Annotated in this window: 23 protein-coding genes; 11 read left to right on the top strand and 12 right to left on the bottom strand. The window is 58.8% G+C overall.

Annotation, left to right across the window (positions count from 1 at the left end):
- Positions 1-56: 56 nt before the first annotated feature.
- Positions 57-620, bottom strand: coding sequence for a nucleotide exchange factor GrpE (locus E1B25_RS13010; RefSeq protein ID WP_132829929.1), 564 nt, complete (start codon positions 618-620; stop codon positions 57-59).
- Between the two features lie 9 nt (positions 621-629).
- Positions 630-1,697: a heat-inducible transcriptional repressor HrcA gene (gene hrcA / locus E1B25_RS13005; RefSeq protein WP_132829928.1), complete on the bottom strand. Its 1,068-nt coding sequence runs from the start codon at positions 1,695-1,697 to the stop codon at positions 630-632.
- Between the two features lie 113 nt (positions 1,698-1,810).
- Here hrcA and rph point away from each other — a divergent pair, with 113 nt between their 5' ends.
- From rph to E1B25_RS12985, 4 genes are read left to right on the top strand one after another with little or no spacing between them, the layout of a single operon-like run.
- Positions 1,811-2,524, top strand: coding sequence for a ribonuclease PH (rph, locus tag E1B25_RS13000; RefSeq protein ID WP_132829926.1), 714 nt, complete (start codon positions 1,811-1,813; stop codon positions 2,522-2,524).
- Positions 2,521-3,132: an RdgB/HAM1 family non-canonical purine NTP pyrophosphatase gene (gene rdgB, locus E1B25_RS12995; RefSeq protein WP_132829924.1), complete on the top strand. Its 612-nt coding sequence runs from the start codon at positions 2,521-2,523 to the stop codon at positions 3,130-3,132. The genes rph and rdgB overlap by 4 nt, the downstream gene beginning before the upstream one ends.
- Entirely contained in the window at positions 3,125-4,282 is a 1,158-nt protein-coding gene (gene hemW, locus E1B25_RS12990; protein ID WP_245510716.1) for a radical SAM family heme chaperone HemW, read from the top strand. The genes rdgB and hemW overlap by 8 nt, the downstream gene beginning before the upstream one ends.
- A gap of 3 nt (positions 4,283-4,285) precedes the next feature.
- Positions 4,286-4,639 (top strand): YbaN family protein, encoded by a 354-nt coding sequence (locus tag E1B25_RS12985; protein WP_132829920.1) that lies wholly within the window; start codon positions 4,286-4,288, stop codon positions 4,637-4,639.
- Here E1B25_RS12985 and E1B25_RS12980 read toward each other — a convergent pair.
- The 7 genes from E1B25_RS12980 to E1B25_RS12950 all read right to left on the bottom strand — a co-directional run bounded on the left by E1B25_RS12980 (position 4,629) and on the right by E1B25_RS12950 (position 12,011).
- Positions 4,629-5,528 (bottom strand): ParB/RepB/Spo0J family partition protein, encoded by a 900-nt coding sequence (locus E1B25_RS12980; RefSeq protein ID WP_132829919.1) that lies wholly within the window; start codon positions 5,526-5,528, stop codon positions 4,629-4,631. The genes E1B25_RS12985 and E1B25_RS12980 overlap by 11 nt on opposite strands.
- A gap of 20 nt (positions 5,529-5,548) precedes the next feature.
- Positions 5,549-6,358, bottom strand: coding sequence for a ParA family protein (locus E1B25_RS12975; protein ID WP_132829917.1), 810 nt, complete (start codon positions 6,356-6,358; stop codon positions 5,549-5,551).
- The gene (gene rsmG, locus E1B25_RS12970) at positions 6,351-6,971 is read right to left on the bottom strand and encodes a 16S rRNA (guanine(527)-N(7))-methyltransferase RsmG (RefSeq protein WP_132829915.1); all 621 of its coding nucleotides are present in this window, start codon (positions 6,969-6,971) and stop codon (positions 6,351-6,353) included. Before rsmG ends, E1B25_RS12975 begins: the two co-directional genes overlap by 8 nt.
- Positions 6,968-8,836 (bottom strand): tRNA uridine-5-carboxymethylaminomethyl(34) synthesis enzyme MnmG, encoded by a 1,869-nt coding sequence (gene mnmG / locus E1B25_RS12965; RefSeq protein ID WP_132829913.1) that lies wholly within the window; start codon positions 8,834-8,836, stop codon positions 6,968-6,970. Before mnmG ends, rsmG begins: the two co-directional genes overlap by 4 nt.
- Positions 8,837-8,848: 12 nt before the next feature.
- Positions 8,849-10,135 carry a tRNA uridine-5-carboxymethylaminomethyl(34) synthesis GTPase MnmE gene (gene mnmE, locus E1B25_RS12960; protein WP_132829911.1) on the bottom strand — a complete coding sequence of 429 codons (1,287 nt, stop codon included), beginning with the start codon at positions 10,133-10,135 and terminating at the stop codon, positions 8,849-8,851.
- 28 nt (positions 10,136-10,163) lie between these two features.
- Positions 10,164-11,435, bottom strand: coding sequence for a transcription termination factor Rho (gene rho / locus E1B25_RS12955; RefSeq protein ID WP_132829910.1), 1,272 nt, complete (start codon positions 11,433-11,435; stop codon positions 10,164-10,166).
- Positions 11,436-11,561: 126 nt separating this feature from the next.
- The gene (locus E1B25_RS12950) at positions 11,562-12,011 is read right to left on the bottom strand and encodes a CopD family protein (RefSeq protein ID WP_132829908.1); all 450 of its coding nucleotides are present in this window, start codon (positions 12,009-12,011) and stop codon (positions 11,562-11,564) included.
- Positions 12,012-12,417: 406 nt separating this feature from the next.
- On the opposite strand from E1B25_RS12950, the gene E1B25_RS12945 reads away from it, so the two are divergent.
- Genes E1B25_RS12945 through dnaQ form a run of 4 tightly spaced genes read left to right on the top strand, consistent with a single transcriptional unit; the run spans position 12,418 to position 15,131 of the window.
- Positions 12,418-13,017, top strand: coding sequence for a Maf family protein (locus tag E1B25_RS12945; RefSeq protein ID WP_132829906.1), 600 nt, complete (start codon positions 12,418-12,420; stop codon positions 13,015-13,017).
- Complete coding sequence (locus tag E1B25_RS12940) at positions 13,014-13,847, top strand: shikimate dehydrogenase (protein ID WP_132829904.1); 834 nt, start codon at positions 13,014-13,016, stop codon at positions 13,845-13,847. The genes E1B25_RS12945 and E1B25_RS12940 overlap by 4 nt, the downstream gene beginning before the upstream one ends.
- Entirely contained in the window at positions 13,844-14,449 is a 606-nt protein-coding gene (coaE, locus tag E1B25_RS12935) for a dephospho-CoA kinase (protein ID WP_132829902.1), read from the top strand. The genes E1B25_RS12940 and coaE overlap by 4 nt, the downstream gene beginning before the upstream one ends.
- Positions 14,442-15,131: a DNA polymerase III subunit epsilon gene (gene dnaQ / locus E1B25_RS12930; RefSeq protein WP_132829900.1), complete on the top strand. Its 690-nt coding sequence runs from the start codon at positions 14,442-14,444 to the stop codon at positions 15,129-15,131. The genes coaE and dnaQ overlap by 8 nt, the downstream gene beginning before the upstream one ends.
- A gap of 138 nt (positions 15,132-15,269) precedes the next feature.
- On the opposite strand, the gene secB is transcribed toward dnaQ, so the two are convergent.
- Together secB and E1B25_RS12920 are read right to left on the bottom strand one after the other, a co-directional pair.
- Entirely contained in the window at positions 15,270-15,782 is a 513-nt protein-coding gene (secB, locus tag E1B25_RS12925) for a protein-export chaperone SecB (RefSeq protein WP_132829899.1), read from the bottom strand.
- 54 nt (positions 15,783-15,836) lie between these two features.
- Positions 15,837-16,343, bottom strand: a complete 507-nt coding sequence (locus tag E1B25_RS12920) for an FxsA family protein (RefSeq protein ID WP_132829897.1) — start codon at positions 16,341-16,343, stop codon at positions 15,837-15,839.
- A 108-nt stretch (positions 16,344-16,451) separates the two neighbouring features.
- Here E1B25_RS12920 and E1B25_RS12915 point away from each other — a divergent pair, with 108 nt between their 5' ends.
- From E1B25_RS12915 to E1B25_RS12905, 3 genes are read left to right on the top strand one after another with little or no spacing between them, the layout of a single operon-like run.
- Complete coding sequence (locus E1B25_RS12915) at positions 16,452-17,108, top strand: Tim44/TimA family putative adaptor protein (RefSeq protein WP_132829895.1); 657 nt, start codon at positions 16,452-16,454, stop codon at positions 17,106-17,108.
- Entirely contained in the window at positions 17,105-18,151 is a 1,047-nt protein-coding gene (gene mltA, locus E1B25_RS12910) for a murein transglycosylase A (RefSeq protein WP_132829894.1), read from the top strand. The genes E1B25_RS12915 and mltA overlap by 4 nt, the downstream gene beginning before the upstream one ends.
- Positions 18,151-18,741: a Smr/MutS family protein gene (locus E1B25_RS12905; protein WP_132829892.1), complete on the top strand. Its 591-nt coding sequence runs from the start codon at positions 18,151-18,153 to the stop codon at positions 18,739-18,741. The genes mltA and E1B25_RS12905 overlap by 1 nt, the downstream gene beginning before the upstream one ends.
- A gap of 4 nt (positions 18,742-18,745) precedes the next feature.
- Here the strand turns inward: E1B25_RS12905 and E1B25_RS12900 are convergent, their stop codons facing one another.
- Entirely contained in the window at positions 18,746-19,852 is a 1,107-nt protein-coding gene (locus E1B25_RS12900) for an alpha/beta hydrolase (RefSeq protein WP_132829890.1), read from the bottom strand.
- Positions 19,853-19,908: the final 56 nt, after the last annotated feature.

The raw sequence follows: 19,908 nt of genomic DNA, 5'->3' as shown, positions 1-19,908 counted from the left end.
TCTTGTTCCAAATACTCCCGCCGGAGGCACACGCCCCCAACGGGGGCGCGTTCAGATCACGTCGCCGGGGTTGACGAAACGCCCACCTGCGCCGGACGCAACAACCGGTCATGCAGCAGGAACCCTTCGGCGGCCACCTGAATGATGTCGCCGGATTTGGTTCCGGGAACCGGTGCCTCGAACATCGCCTGATGGACCTGCGGATCGAATTTTTCGCCAACCTCGGGCGCGATAAGCTCGATCCCGTGCTTGCCAAATACATTCAACAACTCGCGCAGCGTCAGTTCGACGCCCTCGATCAGCGCCCCGGCGCTGGCTTTTTGCTCGTCGGTGACCACTTCAAGCGCGCGCTTGAGGTTGTCATAAACCGGCAATACGTCACGGGCCAGTTTCGAACCGCCATATTGCTCCGCCTCGCGGCGTTGCTTCTCAGAGCGCTTGCGCGTGTTCTCGGTATCGGCCAAAGCGCGCATGAACCGGTCTTTCAGCTCATCCCGCTCGGCCCGCAATGCATCGATCTCGGCTGCCTCGGAATCAATCTCGGCCATCTCTTCCAACAGCTCCTCTGCCTCCGCAGCTTCGATATCGTCCAGAAAGTCGTCGTTCTTGGGCTCTGCCATATTTCACCTCTAACTCCGGTCAGCGATCAGCTTGCCGACCAGTTGCGCCGTATAATCCACGATGGGCACAATTCGTCCGTAATTCAGGCGGGTCGGGCCGATCACGCCGACCGCGCCGATGATTTTTCGATCTGCGTTCATATAGGGAGAGACAACCAAAGAGGAACCCGAAAGTGAGAAAAGTTTGTTCTCGGAGCCGATAAAAATTCGCACCCCCTCGCCCTCTTCAGTCAGGTCAAGGAACTGCTCGATATCGCGCTTGCGCTCCAGATCGTCAAACAGGGTGCGGATGCGATCCAGTTCGTCGCCATAGCCATTCTCGGCCAGAAGATTGGCGCGACCACGCACGATCAGGCGCGCCGAATCACCATCGCCCTCGTCCCAGACGGCAAAGCCGCTTTCGACCATCTCGCGCGCAAGGCTGTCGATTTCCTGTCGCCGCGCCGAAATCTCGGTGCGGATCACCGCGCGCGCATTGGTCAGCGTGCGGCCCTCGATCACGGTGTTCAGAAAATTCGCCGCCTCGCGCATCGAACTGGGCGTCTGTCCCGGCGGTGGCGTGAACAGACGGTTTTCCACATGACCATCCGCCAGCACCAACACCACAAGCGCCCGATCCTGCGCAAGCGAGACGAACTCGATATGCCGGATCTCAGCCTCGTGTTTGGGGGCCAGCACCAGCGACGCGCCATGAGTCACCCCCGAAAGCGCCGCGCCGATGCGATCAAGAACGCCGCCCACGTCATTGGAATTGCTGCTGGTCAGCGTGGCATCGATTTTCTGCCGGTCGCTCTGTGTCAGGTCGCCGACCTCCAGCAAGCCATCGACAAACATCCGCAGCCCCATCTGGGTCGGGATGCGCCCGGCGCTGACATGCGGACTGTCGAGCAAGCCCAGATATTCCAGATCCTGCATCACGTTGCGGATCGTGGCCGCGCTGATCTTTTCGTTCAGCGACCGCGTCAACGTCCGGCTGCCGACCGGATCGCCACTGTCGAGATACGACTCCACCACTAGGCGGAACACCTCGCGCGAACGGTCGTTCAGCTCTTGCAGTATGCTTTGTGTTTCGCTCATCTGCGTCACCTCTGGCGGTGCGCCATTAAAGACCACATATACAGAAGGTCAATCGGGGTTGCATCCCGGTCGGGCACAACTGTATCCCGACGCCGATCAGAAAAGGAATTCCCATGCGACCCTCTGGACGAGATTTAAGCGAACTACGGCCAGTTTCAATCGAAACGGACGTAACAAAACATGCTGAAGGCTCTTGCATGATCCGCATGGGCGACACCCATGTGCTGTGTACCGCGACCCTCGAAGCGCGCGTCCCCCCTTTTGTCAAAGGCTCTGGCCTCGGATGGGTCACCGCAGAGTACGGCATGTTGCCGCGCGCCACCAACACCCGCATGCGTCGAGAAGCCGCAGCAGGCAAGCAAGGCGGACGCACCGTTGAAATCCAGCGGCTGATCGGGCGCAGTCTGCGGGCCGGCGTCGATCGCGTGGCCCTGGGCGAACGGCAGATCACCATTGACTGCGACGTGATTCAGGCCGACGGCGGCACCCGCTGCGCCTCGATCACCGGCGGTTGGGTCGCGCTGCGGCTCGCGGTGAACAAGCTGATGAAGGCCGGCGATGTCATCTCTGATCCGCTGATAGACCCGGTTGCGGCGGTCAGCTGCGGTATCTATGCCGGACAAACCGTGCTTGATCTGGACTATCCCGAGGACAGCGAAGCCGGGGTTGATGGCAATTTCATCCTGACCGGATCGGGGCGCCTGATCGAAGTGCAGATGTCCGCCGAGGGCTCGACCTTCAACCGCGATCAGATGAACCAACTGATGGATCTCGCCGAAAAAGGTGTGAGTGAACTGGTCGCACTGCAAAAAGCCGCCTGCGCATGACCCGGAAATTCACCGGTGATCGGCTGCTGGTCGCGACCCATAACGCCGGCAAACTCGACGAGATGCGCGCGCTTCTCGCGCCGTTTGGCGTCTCGGTTGTGGGCGCCGGTGAATTGAACCTTCCCGAACCGGAAGAGACCGAAGATACATTCGTCGGCAATGCGCGGATCAAGGCGCATGCCGCGGCCAAGGCCACCAATCTGCCGGCGCTGTCGGACGATTCCGGCCTCAGCATCGACGCGTTGAACGGTGCGCCGGGGGTTTATACTGCGGATTGGGCCGAAACTCCCACTGGCCGCGATTTTATCATGGCCATGACCCGCACCCATGACGAGCTTGAAGCCTGCAACGCCCCCCACCCGCGCAGCGCGCAATTTCGCTGCACCTTGGTGCTGGCTTGGCCCGATGGTCATGACGAAGTGTTCGAGGGTGTGATGCCCGGTCAGGTCGTCTGGCCAATGCGCGGCGATCAGGGCCACGGCTATGACCCGATCTTTGTGCCGGACGGCTATGACACCACCTTTGGCGAAATGGACCGTTGGGAAAAGAACAAGATCAGTCACCGCGCCCGCGCGGTCGAGAAGTTCGTTGCCGGCTGTTTTGGTTGAAGATTGGCGCACTGGGGGCTTTGGTCTCTATGTGCATTGGCCGTTTTGTCAGGCCAAATGCCCCTATTGCGATTTCAACAGCCATGTTTCACGTGAAATCGACCAATCCGCCTGGGTTAGAGCCTATCTGAGGGAGCTAGAGCGCGCAGCAACCGAGACCCAGGGCCGGGTTTTAACCTCGATCTATTTTGGTGGTGGAACGCCAAGCTTGATGGCCCCCAACAGCGTCGCGGCCGTGATCGAATCCGCCCGTCACCACTGGTCTTTCGCCAACGACATCGAAATCACGCTGGAGGCCAATCCAGGATCTGTCGAAGCCGGACGCTTTGCCGGGTTCCGCGACGCTGGCGTCAACCGGGTGTCGATGGGCATCCAGGCGATGAATGACACCGACCTGCGCCGGCTGGGTCGAATCCATACAGTTGCAGAAGCCCGTGCTGCGTTTGATATCGCGCAGAACTGCTTTGATAGGGTCAGTTTCGACCTAATTTATGCCCGGCAAGAGCAAACACTGGCAGATTGGCGGGCAGAATTGACCGAGGCACTGTCGATGGCGGTCGATCACCTGTCGCTCTACCAACTCACCGTCGAACAAGGAACGGCGTTTGGCGATCGGTATAATGCCGGAAAACTGCACGGACTGCCCGATGACGACCTGTCTGCCGATATGTACTTCGCCACGCAGGAGATCTGCGAAGACCACGGAATGCCGTCCTATGAAGTGTCGAACCATGCGCGGCCGGGGTCAGAATCGCGACATAATCTGGTATACTGGCGCTATGGCGATTATGTCGGCGTCGGGCCGGGGGCTCACGGACGGATCTCGCGGAATTCAGCCCGATTTGCGACTGAATCAGTCCGAAACCCCACCGCATGGCTCGATTCAGTCGCCCGTGAGACCGGAGAATTGAAGCGATATAGCCTTTCACCACAAGATCAGGGGTGCGAATACGTCATGATGTGTCTTCGACTCACTGAAGGTATAGATATTGATCGGTACACAGCGATTACGGGCACCGCCCTGCCCGCTGCCCGGATCGCCGATCTTGAGGACTTGGGTATGACCCAGCTGTCTGGAAACCGGCTGACAGTCACAAAACAGGGTCGCCCGGTTTTGAACGCGATCCTTCGCGAGCTACTGGCGGTGTAAAACATGCGCTTTGTCTGGGCCGGTTTGGGAACACTCTGCGTCGGGCTCGCCCTGATCGGGGTGTTTTTGCCGCTGCTTCCGACCGTACCATTCCTGCTGCTGGCCAGTTTCTTGTTCGCGCGATCCTCGCCCCGCTTGCATACCTGGATCCTCAGCCACCCTCGTTTTGGGCCCGTGATCGAAGACTGGACGCGCAGCGGTGCAATTCACCCAAGGGCGAAACGCTTGGCTACGCTCTCCATCGTCGCCGTTTTCATGCTTTCGCTGCTATTCGGGCTCTCAATCACGCTCTTGGCGATTCAGGCGCTAGTTCTGAGCGGCGTCCTGATTTTTATCTGGACCCGCCCTAACGACTGAGTCGCCCACAAAGATCGTCCAGTTGATCCAACGTGGTATAGCGAATCGTAACGACCCCCGCCTCGCCGCCCGGTTCGTGGTTGATTGCCACGTTCATACCCAGCATCGCTGACAGATCCCCCTCAAGCGCGCGGGTATCTGCATCCTTTTCCGACGCTTTACCGGGCCGCGGTTTGGAGATGGACGGCGCGGCATCGCCTTGCTGTTGTTTTTTGACCAACGCTTCGGTCGCACGGACAGACAATCCGTCTCGCACCACGGTCTTGGCCAGTTCCGAAGGGTTATCGAGCGTGATCAGCGCCCGCGCATGGCCAGCCGAAAGCTCGCCATTTTTGACCAGAGATTGCACATCCTCGGGCAAAGACAACAGCCGCAACAGGTTAGCGATATGGCTTCGGCTTTTTCCAAGCGCCTCGGCCAGCTTTTCCTGCGTATGACCAAACTTGTCCATAAGCTGGCGGTATCCAGAGGCCTCCTCGACCGCGTTCAAGTCAGCGCGTTGGATATTCTCGATAATCGCGATTTCCAACACTTCGGTGTCGTCCAGGTCGCGAATCAGAACCGGAACCTGATGCAATTGCGCCTGCTGAGCGGCGCGCCAACGGCGTTCGCCAGCGACAATTTCATATCCACCGTTCGCATCCGGGCGCACAATCAAAGGCTGAAGGATGCCTTTTTCACGGATAGAGGCCGCGAGATCCTCCAAATTCTTGGGGTCGAAAGTCCGACGCGGCTGATTTGGATTTGGTTTGAGCTGTTCGATCGGCACCTGGCCATCGGCACGACGCAGCGCCTGATCCGCCGAATGTGCCGGATCAGAGGTGACGTCTGCCATCAGCGCCGACAATCCACGCCCAAGCCCACGGGGTCTATTCTTTTTCTCGGCCATTATGCTCCCCTCCGCGCCACTCAGGCGGCAATCTTTTCGTGCTTTCCAATCATTTCCCGCGCCAAAGCACGATAGGCAATCGCCCCTTGCGACCCGGTATCATAACTCAATACTGGCATCGCATATGAAGGCGCCTCGCTCACCCGGACGTTGCGGGGAATCACCGTCTTGAAAACCAAGTCACCCAGATATTCCCGCGCATCTTGCTCCACCTGTTGGGAAAGATTGTTGCGCCGGTCATACATGGTAAGAATCACACCTTCGATCCGAAGATTTGGATTGGCTGTTTGCCGCACCTCGCGAATCGTCAACATCAGCTGTGATAGCCCTTCGAGCGCAAAAAATTCACTTTGAAGCGGAACCAGAACAGAATGTGCGGCGACCATCGCGTTGACCGTCAGAAGATTCAGAGACGGCGGGCAGTCAATCAGGACATAATCGAGATTAAAGCCATCCATTGCCGGCTGTCGCAGGGCGTCATGAAGCAGAAAGCTGCGTTTTTCGTTCGACATCAGCTCGATATCCGCCGAACTAAGGTCGACCGTGGCCGGAATGATCGACAGGCCATCGATTTTTGTGGGTTGGATTACCTCGTCAAGCGGCAGGTCTTCCACCAAAAGCTCATACGTCGTCATGTCACGCTCTGACGGCTCAATCCCCAACCCGGTCGAGGCATTGCCCTGTGGGTCAATGTCCACAACCAGAACCCGCTTTCCAGTTTCGACCAGCGCTGCTGCCAAATTGATCGCCGTCGTCGTTTTGCCAACACCACCCTTTTGGTTGGCGACGGCGATAATTCTCGGCCCTCGTGGGCGGGACAGGTCAGGCACGCGACACTCCTTCGATTTTCAGGATCACGGCATCGGGATCTGTTTTACTGGTAATCTGCTCAGCGTTGAAATTCCATCTTTGGCGCGCCGCGACACACTCTTTTTTCCAGGTGACGCCTTTTGGAAACAGCGCCACGCCACCGGGTTTCAGGTGCCGCTGGGTATAGTCCATCAACGTCTCAAGATCGGCCAAGGCACGGGCGGATAGGATATCTGCCTCTTGCGGCTCCAAAGTTTCAATTCTTTCGGTAATCACTGTGCAACGGACCCCCGCTTCACGGGCCGCCGTCCGCAAAAAGGCTGATTTTCGCTGATCGCTTTCAACCAGCGTTACGCGCAAATCCGGGGCCATCTCTTGCGCGAGAATAGCGATAACAAGGCCCGGAAATCCACCGCCACTGCCCAGATCAACCCAATGCCCGATCGGGGTTGTGCATCGAAAAACCTGAAGAGAATCCGCAATATGGCGCGTCCAGACCTCTGAAATGCTGTTGCGCGAAACCAGATTGATTCGTGGATTCCACTTCTCAAGCACAGCCACAAATCGGTTCAAGCGATCCATTGTTTCACGTGAAACATCCAAGTTTGCAGAAGAACCGGCCTCGCCGCTCATGCTTGACGTGCCTCTGGAACACGTCGGATCCAGGTCAGGAGCAACGCGAGAGCAGCGGGTGTCATCCCATCAACACGCGCTGCCTGTGCAAGATTTCCGGGGCGTGCCAGAGAAAGCTTGGACTTCAGTTCATTCGACAAGCCTTCGATCCCCATATAGTTGAAATCCGCCGGAAATCGGCGCATTTCATCCCGCCGAACCGCATCGATGTCCTTTTGCTGCCGCTCGATATAGTTCGTATAAAGCGCCTCACGTTCCAACTGGCTCCGAACTTCGTCATCGACAGCACTCAAATCGAGGTCAAGTTCGATAAGATCGGCGAAGTTCACATCCGGAAAGGCCAGAACGTCCATTGCAGTGCGCCGCGTCCCATCCTGACTGATGCGAATACCGACTGCCGCGACCTGTTTTGGTGTATAGTCACGATCTGTTAGCCGCGTGCGCGCACGCTCCAACCTATCCATCTTGTCAAGGAATACAATCTTGCGCTCCTCGTTTACACATCCGACTTCTAGCCCCAAAGGCGTCAGTCTTTGATCCGCATTGTCCGCGCGAAGGGACAGCCGAAATTCTGCTCGCGAGGTAAACATACGGTATGGTTCCGAAACCCCCCGTGTCGTCAAATCGTCGATCATAACCCCGATATAACTATCAGAGCGCCGAAAAACTGCAGGGTCCCGTCCTTGAACCGCCCGCGCGGCATTAAGTCCGGCAACAAGGCCCTGAGCCGCCGCCTCCTCATATCCTGTGGTTCCGTTGATCTGACCCGCAAGATATAGACCCGGTATATCCTTAACGCCAAGTTCCATCGTCAACGCGCGGGGATCAACGTAGTCATACTCAATCGCATAGCCCGGCTGCAAGATCACCGCTCGTTCCAACCCGGCAATGGAGTGCACATACTCTTCCTGAACCGACTCAGGCAAAGAGGTCGAGATCCCATTTGGATAGACAGTGTGGCCGCTCACGCTTTCCGGTTCCAGAAATATCTGGTGCGAAGTCTTTTCGCTGAACCGAACGATTTTGTCCTCGATCGAAGGGCAATAGCGTGGCCCGATCCCCTCGATATGGCCCCCATACATAGCCGATCTCTTAAGGTTTTTTTCAATGATCTCATGGGTATGCGGGTTCGTATGCGTAATCCCACAAGAGATTTGCGGCGCTTCAACTCTACGTGAAAGAAACGAGAACATGACAGGGTCATCATCGCCCGGCTGCATCTGCAGCTCGTCCCAGTTGATCGTTCGCCCGTCAAGACGCGGCGGCGTCCCTGTTTTCAGGCGACCCAGTGGCAAGTTGAACGACTCAATGCGCTCTGCCAGTTTGATTGACGGCCTGTCTCCCATCCTCCCCCCGGGGTGAGAAATATCACCGATATGAATAACGCCGCGCAGAAAGGTGCCCGAGGTCAGGACGACGGCAGTGGCTGAAATCTCGGACCCGTCAGCAAGAACGACCCCCGTGACGGTATCCCCTGCCATCAGAAAATCGGTGACTTCCCCCTCCACGATTGTCAGACTTGGGCGGGCGACGGTCTCGGCTAGCATTGCGGTGCGATAGATCACGCGATCCGCCTGCGCCCGCGGCCCCTGAACCGCTGGGCCCTTGCGCCGGTTCAGCAGGCGAAACTGGATCCCCGCCTTGTCGGCCACCCGACCCATCACACCGTCTAGCGCGTCGATCTCACGAACCAGATGCCCCTTGCCCAACCCACCGATGGCCGGATTGCACGACATCACCCCAATTCCGTCGCGGGTCAATGTCACCAACGCAACCGACACACCCATTCGCGCTGCTGCATGCGCGGCTTCGGCCCCGGCGTGGCCACCACCGATCACGACGACATCAAACCCTGAATGTTTCACGTGAAACACTCCCTATTTTCCCAAGCAGAAACTGGCAAAGATTTCATCAAGTAAATTTTCCACATCGATGCGACCGACCAAAGATTCAAGGGCGCGAATCGCATTTCTGATTTCTTCCGCTGCGATATCATACATATCCGGCCCGGTGTTCAAAATGGCCCGCGCTGAGGAAAGCGATAACGAAGCCCGCTGCATCGCGGCCCTGTGCCTCTCCCGGGTCGCCAAACCCGCACTGGCAGAGCGATCAGTCAAGGTCTTCCCGATTTCCCGAGTCAACCAGTCCAGCCCCTCACCGGTTACACCGGACACCGCGCGCGATTTGTCCGACCGTTGATCGGCTTTCGGGCGTACATGGATATCCCCCGACTGCGCGGCGACGTCCAGATCTTCCTCATCCTCGGCCAGAAAAACGCGCAAATCCGCCGTCTCGGCTCGTTTTCGGGCAAGGGCAATCCCGATTCCCTCTACCGCGTCCGCTGTTTCTCTCAAGCCCGCGGTATCCAACAAGGTTACCGGCAGCCCCTCCAGGTCCATCCGAACCTCGATCACGTCCCGTGTTGTGCCTGCATGTTCCGATATGATTGCAGCGTCACGCCCTGCCAAAGCATTGAGAAGCGTTGATTTTCCAGCGTTCGGAGCGCCGATAATCGCCACCTCGAACCCTTCGCGGATGCGCTCAGCCATTCTGACGCCAGAGGTCTGCGCCTGCAATTCGCGCTCCACCCGGTCCAGCAACATCATCACCTCGGGCGTTACATCCGTGGGCACGTCTTCATCGGCGAAATCAATTACGGCCTCGATCAGGGCTGCCGCGCGTATCAGATCACGGCGCCAGCTTTCCGCCAACCGGCCCAACGCACCGTCCAACAGATCATGCGCCTGTTTCCGCTGTGCCTCGGTCTCTGCATCAATCAGATCGGCCAAACCCTCGACCTGGGCCAAGTCCAATTTCCCGTTTTCAAGTGCTCGGCGGGTAAACTCACCGGGCTCAGCCAATCGCAGCCCTTCAATTTTGCCAAGCGCCGCCAAAATACCGGCTATACCCGCCAAACTGCCATGCACCTGAAGCTCGGCAACATCCTCGCCCGTAAAGCTTGCAGGGTTCTTAAAGGTCAGGATAAGACCCTCATCCAGCGCTGCGCCGGTCTCATCGCGAAGCCTGCGCAACACCATACCGCGCGTGGGCAGCGGTCCACCCGCCAACTGAGATGCAGCGGAATGCGCCGCTGGCCCGGAAAGACGAATGACCGCCACGCCAGCCTTGCCGCGCGCAGTGGCCAACGCGAAAATCGTATCCATGGTTCGTCTCCGCGCGGTTGCCCTGCGCTCAGGTATTCATGGAGTCAAAGAACTCGGCGTTTGACTTGGTCTGCTTGAGCTTGCCCAGCAAAAACTCGACAGCGTCGGTCGTCCCCATCGGGTTCAGGATGCGGCGCAAGACAAAGGTTTTGTGCAAATCACCCTTCTCGATCAACAGCTCTTCTTTCCGGGTGCCGGATTTGAGGATGTCGATCGCCGGGAAGACCCGTTTGTCAGCAATTTTACGATCCAGAACGAGTTCAGAGTTACCAGTCCCTTTGAACTCTTCAAAAATCACCTCATCCATCCGGCTGCCCGTATCGATCAGCGCAGTGGCGATGATGGTGAGCGACCCACCTTCTTCGATGTTCCGCGCCGCACCAAAAAAGCGTTTCGGGCGCTGCAACGCATTGGCATCCACACCACCGGTCAAAACTTTCCCCGAGGACGGCACAACTGTGTTGAATGCCCTACCAAGTCTTGTGATTGAGTCGAGAAGAATAACAACATCCCGCTTGTGTTCGACAAGACGCTTGGCCTTTTCGATCACCATTTCAGACACTGCAACGTGCCGCGTCGCCGGTTCATCAAAGGTCGAGGACACAACCTCGCCCTTTACCGAGCGCTGCATGTCGGTCACTTCTTCGGGCCGCTCGTCAATCAGCAGCACGATCAGATAGCATTCCGGGTGGTTCTGCTCGATTGAGTGCGCAATATTCTGCAAGATCACGGTCTTACCGGTCCGCGGCGGCGCCACGATCAAAGACCGTTGCCCTTTGCCAATCGGCGCAACCAGATCAATCACCCGGGCAGAGCGGTCTTTGATGGTCGGATCCTCGATCTCCATCTTTAGCCGTTCATCGGGGTAAAGCGGGGTCAGGTTATCAAAGGCGATCTTGTGCCGGGCCTTTTCCGGGTCTTCAAAGTTGATCTTGGTGACATTGGTCAGCGCAAAATACCGCTCATTCTCAAGCGGTGCTTTCATCTGTCCATCCACCGTATCACCAGTGCGCAAGCTGTACTGCCGCAGCATCTCGGGCGAGACATAGATATCATCGGGGCCGGGCAAATAGTTCGCCTCTGGCGATCTCAAAAAACCAAACCCGTCCTGAAGCACTTCCAGCACACCATCACCGGAGATTTCCCAGCCCTCATCCGCGCGCTCGCGCAGGACTTGGAACATGATCTCACCCTTCCGCATGGTCGAGGCGTTCTCGATCTCCAGCTCTTCGGCCATCGAGAGCAGATCCTTGGGGCTTTTCGCCTTGAGATCAGAAAGAGTGAGGCATTCAACTGTCATGATGGTACGGCCCTTGGCTCCCGAAATACACGTGGAGCACTTTGCAAAGAATCTGGAAGGTACATCGCCCGGACGGGCGCGTCAGCCGCTTACATAGTCAAGCCATATGCCTGAGTCAAATCCAGATCAGAATTTCACCACCACCGAGAGGACGATGACGATCATCAAAATGGTGGGAACCTCGTTCATCATGCGAAAATGTCGACCGGTTAGGTGGATGCGCTCGGCCAGAAAATCTTTGCGTCGCCAATCCAGCCAGAAATGGAACCAGGTCATGGCGATCACGGCCACCCCCTTGGTCCAGGGCCAGATCCATGACCAATCGACCACCCCCGGCGTCGCCACCAGCATCAACCCCATGATCCACGTTGCGATCATCGCTGGGTGCATGATGTAGCGAAACAGCTTTTCTTCCATCACGAAAAAAATCGCAGGCGCCTCGGGCACCGCCTCGGCCTTTTCCAAATGATAGACGAACAGGCGTGGCAGATAGAACAGCCCTGCCATCCAGGACAACACTGCCATGATGTGGATCGCCTTGGTCCAAGGGTACAGCGTGATCAACAGGTCTGACATCTCTGGTCCCTTCGGTGATGCCTGTTACCTAATAATAAGAAAGAAAAGAATAAAGGATGATGATTTAGTAGGGGGGCCCTGAATCGGTGGATTATTGCCTTGTCCCGTTGCTTATCCCCTGTGTGGACAAAGTTTCGTCGTTTTTGTCCTCAGACGGAAAAAATGGAAATTATCATTATTTTACAGCGACGTAACATAGAACTTTCGCGGAGCCTTCTGGGGATAACTCGGGGAGAACTGGGTAAAACCGGGGTTGTCCCGGGTCGGCGACTTGTTCTTTTCCCCGCGGGAGATCTCTGGCACGGATTGCCCCAGATTACCCCTTTCTGTTGGCACCTTGCGCATCTGGATAAAGTTCCTAGAAAACGTACAGCTTCATCCGCCGTCCCATACCGGAGTTTTCCACATGGCTGTCCCGATCGTTCTTGCCTCAGGATCAGAAATTCGCGCGACCTTGCTGCGCAATGCCGGGGTTGAGGTCACAACCATCCGCCCCCGCGTGGATGAAGAGGCAATCAAACAGGCGCTGATCGCCGAGGCGGCCTCGCCCCGCGACATTGCCGATACGCTGGCCGAGATGAAAGCGCGCAAAGTGAGCGAAAAGACGCCCGGTGCATTGGTCATCGGCTGCGATCAGGTTCTGGATTTCCAAGGCACGCTGCTGTCCAAGCCGGAAACGCCTCAGGAGGCGCTGGAGCAGTTGCGTGCCTTGCGTGGCAAACGACACAAGCTGATGTCTGCTGCCGTGATCTGTCGCGACGGCAAACCCGAATGGCGTCACGTGGGGCAGGTTCGCCTGACCATGCGCGAGGCGAGTGACGCCTATCTCGAGGGCTATGTTGCGCGCAACTGGGACAGCATCCGTCACGCTGTCGGGGCCTATAAGCTTGAGGAAGAGGGCGTGCGCCTGTTTGCGGCGGTTGACGGGGATTACTTTACGGTTCTCGGTATGCCAATGTTGGAGCTGCTCAATTTCTTGATGGTTCGGGGGTCGATTGACTCATGACAGACACGCGAATTCCGCTCGCCGGGGTGATCGGCACACCGATCGCCCATTCCAAATCACCGCGCCTGCACCGGCATTGGCTCAACACCTATGGGATCAACGGCCATTACATCCCGATGGAGGTGCGCGCCGAAGACCTTGAACAGGTGCTTCGGACCTTGCCCAAAATGGGCTTTGTCGGCCTTAACGTCACCATTCCGCACAAGGAAAAGGTGCTGACGCTGGCCGATCAGGTCACCGACCGCGCCACGTTGATCGGGGCCGCCAACACGCTGATTTTTCGCCCGGATGGCAAGATTCATGCCGATAATACCGATGGGTTCGGTTTTATGGAGAACCTGCGTCGGGGCGCACCGTCATGGGATCCGGCCTCTGGCCCCGCTGCCGTTCTGGGCGCGGGCGGTGCAGCGCGGGCGGTGGTCTCGGCCTTGCTTGACGCCGGCGTGCCAGAGATCCTGCTTAGCAACCGCACCCGGGTAAGGGCGGAACAGTTGCGGCAGGATTTTGGTCAGCGTGTCCGCGTGATCGATTGGGTTCAGGCCGGAAATATTCTCGAAGAGGCGGCCCTTGTGGTGAATACCACCTCTCTCGGGATGCTTGGAAAGGCCGAGTTGCGGGTGCCCCTCGACGGGATCACCAGCAAAAGCGTGGTCACCGATCTTGTTTATAACCCCTTGAAAACACGTCTTTTGCAAGCGGCCGAGGCTGCAGGAGCAACCACCGTCGATGGGCTTGGCATGTTGATCTATCAGGCGGTTCCGGGGTTTGAACGTTGGTTCGGTGTGCGCCCAGATGTTGATGAGGCCACCCGCGCCGCGGTGCTGGCATGAGCTTCGCACTGGGTCTCACCGGCTCTATCGGTATGGGCAAAAGCACCACGGCAAAGCTGTTTGCCGAACAGGGCTGCGCCGTCTGGGATGCGGATGCGGCCGTCCATCGCCTGTATGCCCCCGGAGGCGCGGCGGTCGCGCCGATGCGCGCGGCCTTCCCCGAGGCGATCATCGACGGCGCGGTCAGCCGCGAGGCCCTGAAACGCATCATCATCGCGGATCCCTTGGCGCTTGGACGGATCGAACAGATCGTGCATCCCCTCGTGGCCGAGGATCGCGCAGAGTTCCGCACACAGGCCACGGCTGATATTCTGGTCTTTGACATCCCGCTTCTGTTTGAGGGCGGCGGAGAGACCCAGTTTGACGCCGTCGCCACGGTTTCCGCACCGCCCGAGGTCCAGGAATCGCGGGTGATGGAACGCGGCACCATGACATCCGCGCATTTTCACCATATCCGCAACAAACAGATGCCAGACGCAGACAAACATGCCCGGGCCGACTATGTGATCGTCACCGACACGCTGGAGCATGCGCGCGCGCAGGTCCTGCGGATCGTGACAGAGATACGGGAAAAGATACGGGCGGGGATGAAAAATGCGTGAAATCGTACTCGATACCGAAACCACCGGGCTCGACCCCAAGACGGGCGACCGTATTGTCGAGATCGGCGCGGTCGAGCTTTTCAACCACGTCGCCACCGGCACCACCTATCACCAATACATCAACCCCAAGCGTGATATGCCGCACGAGGCGTTTCAGGTGCACGGGCTGAGCGAGGAATTTCTGAGCGACAAGCCGGTGTTTGAACAGATCGGACAGGCGTTTCTGGATTTCGTCGGTGACTCCAAGATGATCATCCACAACGCCAGCTTTGACATGAAATTTCTCAACGCTGAACTGCGCTGGATGAACCTGCCCGAACTGCCTTGGGAACAAGCGATCGATACGCTTGCCATTGCCAGAAAGAAATTTCCCGGCGCGCAGGTCTCGCTTGATGCGCTGTGTCGTCGTTACGGCATCGACAACACGGCGCGAACCTTGCACGGGGCGCTGCTTGACTCCGAAATTCTGGCCGAGGTCTATCTGGAACTGATCGGCGGGCGGCAGCCTGATTTTGCCTTGCAGGTAGATCAGGGGCAAAGCGGCGTGTCAGCCGCGGATCTGAACTGGCGCCCGAAACCGCGTCCCACCCCCCTGGCTGGTCGGATTACGGCCCAAGAGCAGGCGGCGCATGATGCCTTTGTCGAAAAAATGGGCGAGAACGCCCTTTGGCGGCAGGGCTGAACCGCGCCGCGACCGCACTCGGCCAACCGCATGCAATGGATTGGATGACAGAACGGAAAAGGCCGCGATCCGGTGATCGCGGCCTTTCCCTGTTGGTCTGTTGTCTTGGATCAGATGCCCTGACTCAGGGGCCGCAGATCAGGCGTCGGCCTTGACTTCACCTTGGGCGGCCTGCTCGGCTTGGCGCCGGGCCAGCTCATTGCGGTACAGCGCGACAAAGTCGATCGTGTCCAGATTCAGCGGTGGGAAACCGCCATCGCGGGTCACGTCGCTGACGATGCGGCGCAGGAACGGGAACAACATCCGCGGGCATTCGATCAGCAGGAAGGGGTGCAGCTGCTCTTCCGGTACACCGGCCACCTGGAAGATGCCGACATATTCGACTTCCATCAGGAACAGAATGTCGTCCATGCCTTTGACCTTGGATTCGACGTTCAGCTTGATCGCCACCTCGTACTGGTCATCCGGGGTGCGCTTTTTCGCGTCCAGATTGACCCGAACGCTGACGTCGGGCTGAACATCGCCCGATGTGCGCTTTTGTGCCATCACGTTTTCAAAGGACAGGTCGCGGACATACTGACCCAGAATTTTCATCTGAATCTGCGGGGCTTGCTGCGCTTGTGCGCCTTCGTTCGTGGACGTTTCAGACATGGAATTCTCCCAAAAATCGCGTTTGGCGCTGCATATCACCTCGCCGGGATCATCTCAATGGTGGTCCGGTCCCTCGACCCAGCCTGATGGCCGCTGTCCGGGGCGGCGCGGCTCTGGCTTGACCTCGGTATAGTCAGCGTCGATCACATCATCGCGACCCGGCCTGTGGGGAGGACGGCCGGTGCCCATACCGCTGCCCATCTCGAACCGGGCCACGGTAATGCGGCTGCGCACATAGCGGAAAACTGCCAATCGAACCGGCGGCATCAAAAGAGCGAACCCCACCGCATCGGTAAAAAACCCTGGCGTCAGCAACAGCGCGCCGGCCAGCAGGATCATTGCGCCATGGGCCAACGGTTCGGTCGGGTCGTCCAATTCAGAAAAGGCGCGCTGCAATTGGCCCATCGCCACCCGCCCCTGGGTGCGCACCAACCAAGTGCCCAGCATGGCGGTCAACACCACGATTGCCAGCGTCGGCCATAGCCCGATCAGCCCGCCCACCTGGATGAACAGGGCGATTTCTATGACCGGTACGGCCAGAAAGGCCAGAAACAGATACATTCAGCGGCTCCTTTCGCTTAAGCGGAACAGTGGACTATACGCTGCCCCTCACCTACATAAGGGTCAAAGGCTCGCCTTACAAAGTCCAACGCCTGACACGAGGACCAAATGAATTCACCTTTGATCCAGCTTCTGGTGCTTGCCGGCATCGCAATTTTCCTGATTCTCCGCCTGAAAAATGTGCTGGGAACCCGGGATGGTTTCGAAAAGCCGGCCGCACCAGACCCCGCCGAAAAAAAGGCCCGCCCAGATTTCGAGGTGATCGAGGGCGGTCCTGATCGTGATATCACCGACCATGTCCCCGAGGACAGCCCGCAGGCCGACGCGCTGGCCTCCATGAAACGGATCGAACCCGCCTTTTCCGTATCGGAATTCGTGCAAGGTGCCCGTGGCGCTTACGAGATGATCCTGATGAGCTATGAACTGGGCAATCTTGACCAGATTCAGTCGTTCCTTGCCGAGGATATCTATGACAGCTTTGTCGATGGTGTCGCTGCGCGCGAAGACAAGGGCCTCAAGATCGAGGCAGAGTTCATTGGCGTGCGCGAGACGGCGATTTCCGACGTGCAGTTCGACAAGGACAGCAACCGCGCCGAGATCACCCTGCGGTTCGTCGGCGAGTTGACCTCGGTCGTGCGCGATCGCGGTGGCGATATCGTCGAGGGAAGCCCGACAACGGCCAAACGGCAAAAGGATACTTGGACCTTTGCCCGCGTCATGGGCAGCGCCGATCCCAACTGGCTGCTTGTCGCCACGGACGGATGATTGGCGCGCTCCGCTCGGCCGTTCTGGCGGGGGCCGTGTTGATGGCCCCCCTCTCCGGGGCCGGGGCGGAGCCGGTGCATGAGATTCTTGATTTTGACCAGCTTGACGGCTGGTCAAAAGATGACCACGCTGCGGCGTTGGCGGTGTTCGTGCAAACCTGCCCCGACATGGGCGATCCCGACTGGCACAACCTTTGTGCACTGGCGCAACAGCAACCGCCGGACAGTGCCCGCGCGTTTTTCGAGCTGTTCTTTCGCCCGGTTCTGATCCGCGACGGGGCCGATCCGCTTTTTACCGGCTATTATGAACCCGAACTGGATGGCTCGCGCTATCCCACCGCGCGCTATCGCTATCCGCTTTACCGCATGCCGCCCGAGGCGAAACAGCAAGCGCAATGGCTCACCCGGCGCGATATCCTGACCGGCGACGTGATGGCAAACCGCGGGCTGGAGATTGCCTGGGTCGATGACCCGGTCGAACTTTTCTTCCTTCAAATTCAAGGCTCTGGCCGCATCCGCTTGCCGGATGGCGGGGCGCTGCGGGTTGGCTATGGCGGGTCCAACGGGCACAGCTATCGCTCGGTCGGGGTGGAACTGGTCCGGCGTGGCACCTATGGCGCGCATCAGGTCAGCGCGCAGGTGATCAAGAATTGGGTGCGCCGCAATCCCGACGCCGGACGCGAGCTGTTGCTGCACAATCCGTCCTACGTCTTTTTCCGCGAAGTCAGCCATGTGGCCACTCATCTTGGGCCCTTGGGGGCGATGAATCGGTCGCTGACCCCGTTGCGCAGCATTGCGGTCGATCCCGATTTCGTGCCATTGGGCGCGCCGGTCTGGTTGGAAAAGGATGGTGCGGGCAAAATGCGACGGTTGATGGTGGCACAGGATACTGGCTCGGCGATCAAGGGCGCGCAGCGGGCCGATGTCTTTTTTGGCACCGGGGATGTCGCCGGGCAGGCCGCTGGACAGCTGCGCGATCGCGGCCGGATGCTGGTGCTATTGCCGATCCAGCGCGCCTATGCGCTGTTGCCGGACGGCGCGTGATGGCGCGCAGAAAACTCAGAAAGGATGAGTTGGATCTGTGGCGCAAGGTCACGGATCAGGCCGAACGCCTGCATCCGACCCGACCTCAGCCCCCGCTCCCCGCGCCCAAGCCCCGGACCAAGGCCGTGATCCCGCGCGAGCCGATGACGATAGAGCAGTTCGATCTGGGACAGGCGGCGAAACCCGCCCCCGCCCGACACAACCTGAAACCCTCGATGGCCGAGCAACTCCGAACCTCATCGGTCCAGATGGATCGCAAGGCCTTCACCCGGATGAAACGTGGCAAGCTCAAGCCCGAAGCGCGGCTTGATCTGCACGGGATGCGACAGGATCGCGCGCACCCGGCGCTGGTGCAGTTTATCCTGTCGTCGCAGGCGGGCGGTCGACGGTTGGTTCTGGTGATCACCGGCAAGGGTAAGCGCAGCGCGGATCACGGGCCGATCCCCACGCCACGAGGGGTGTTGAAACATCAGGTGCCGCAGTGGCTGTCGATGTCACCGCTCTCGCAGGCGGTGCTGCAAATCAGCGCGGCCCATGTCAGCCACGGCGGCGAGGGCGCCTATTACGTCTATCTGCGTCGCACGCGATAGCGCGCTACAGCTTGGAAAGCAGCAGATCGGGCGACAGGATCAATTGCGTCGCGTTGCGCACCGTCAGCACCGTCCCCGGCAACAACCCCGAACGCCCGGACCTGTCAGACTGAAACGCTACATCCATCGGCGCGCTGTTTGCCAACAATGAAATCAGCACCGGCGAGGTGCCAAGGGTGAAATGGCTGTTGCTGCTGCTGAATTCGCTGACATCCAGAATCGTGACCGGGAAATCGCCAAGCGCTTCGGGGTCTCTCAGATTGCCCAACCGGGCACCGGCGCCGTTGATCCGTGCTGACAGCGCCAGCGCCTTGTCCCGTTTCGAGACGAAAATCGCAAACGGTTGCGGCAGATTGCGGAACCGCTTGGCCTGCATCCGGAACACTTCGATATCCAGATCGGGCGAGATCAAAACAACCCCGCCAAGCGACCGCTTGCTCCAGCCCGGATCGGCAATCTCGATCTGGCGCAGCGTCTCCATCAACAGCATGGTGCCCAGAGAATGCGCCACCAGAACGATGCGTTTGGGATTCGCGGCGCGCAGATCGTTCAGAAGCTGTTCCAGCGCATCGCGGGAAAACAGCACGCTGTCGCGATCATAGGTATAGCCGAGCGGGTGCGTCGCGCTGGGCCATGAGAAATGCACGGCCGTCGCCGGGACGTCGAAATCGTGGATGATCTGCGTGGTGCGGAACACGCCGTCAAAGAAACTGTTGTTATACCCGTGGATATACACCGCGATTTCACGCCGGTTGGGCGGTGCGTTGCGGATCGTGTGGGCCAGCGCGGTGCGAAACCCCTGCCGTCCGTCCAGATCCCTGCGTGTGGCGATGGTGAAATCGGTCTGCGGGTCGGGATGGGCGAAGCCGTTTTTAATCCGCCCCTTCTTGTGGCTTGGCGGGATCGCCACCCCCAGAGTCATGTAGGTCAACTGTTCTGATCGTTGCGCGGTGAACCAGCCCTCCGGATCGGGGGCGCGGTTGGTGGCGACAAAAATCTGCCGCACAACCCCCACATCCGCGGCTTGTGGCATTAGCGGCGCATGGAACCGGTCGGCGCAGGCGGAAACACCTGTTGCCGTCATCAGCATCAACATCTGTCTACGCCGCATTGCGCCCCTCCCCCTCCGGGGGGTTCTCCCCACCGTTGTTGCCGCAGGATAGCGGC

The sequence above is a fragment of the Antarcticimicrobium sediminis genome (genome assembly GCF_004348975.1).
Classification (GTDB): domain Bacteria; phylum Pseudomonadota; class Alphaproteobacteria; order Rhodobacterales; family Rhodobacteraceae; genus Antarcticimicrobium; species Antarcticimicrobium sediminis.
The sequence above is the reverse complement of the archived record's forward strand: the minus strand, read 5'-3'. Positions and strand labels throughout refer to the sequence as shown.